Below are 400 nucleotides of genomic sequence, written 5' to 3' on the forward strand. Positions count from 1 at the left end.
GGCGCGAGCGGCCCTGCAGACCTGTGTGCTGCGGTTGCGGAGGCTATTCGCGAAATACGGCATATCCGCGACCACCATCGAGGCCGTACCCGGTGGTTACCGCATGCACAACGACACCGGGACCCTCGACCTCGTGCTCTTCCGCTTACTGGCCGCGAAGGCCCGGGCCGCCGCCGGCACCGACGAGGAGCTGTACCGACTCAGGGAATCCCTCTCGCTCTGGCAGGGCCAGCCCTTGGCCAACGTGGCCTCGCGCATGCTCCAGCGGGACGCGGTGCCCGCGCTGGAACAGGAGCGGTTGCGCGTCCTGGAGCGGATAGGTGACCTCGAACTCGCCGCCGGGAACTGCCACCAGGTCCTGGTCGACCTCTACGAGAGCGGTCGCCGGCACCCCCTACGG

The 400-nt window shown here is 69.0% G+C and carries 1 protein-coding gene; it reads left to right on the plus strand.

The window, feature by feature from the left end; translation table 11 throughout:
• Positions 1–103 precede the first annotated feature (103 nt).
• The coding region (locus G3I71_RS49330; RefSeq protein ID WP_275409474.1) for a BTAD domain-containing putative transcriptional regulator at positions 104–400 on the plus strand (297 nt) is incomplete at its 3' end.

This window comes from Streptomyces sp. SID12501, from assembly GCF_010550245.1.
In the GTDB taxonomy this organism is placed as follows: Bacteria; Actinomycetota; Actinomycetes; order Streptomycetales; family Streptomycetaceae; genus Streptomyces.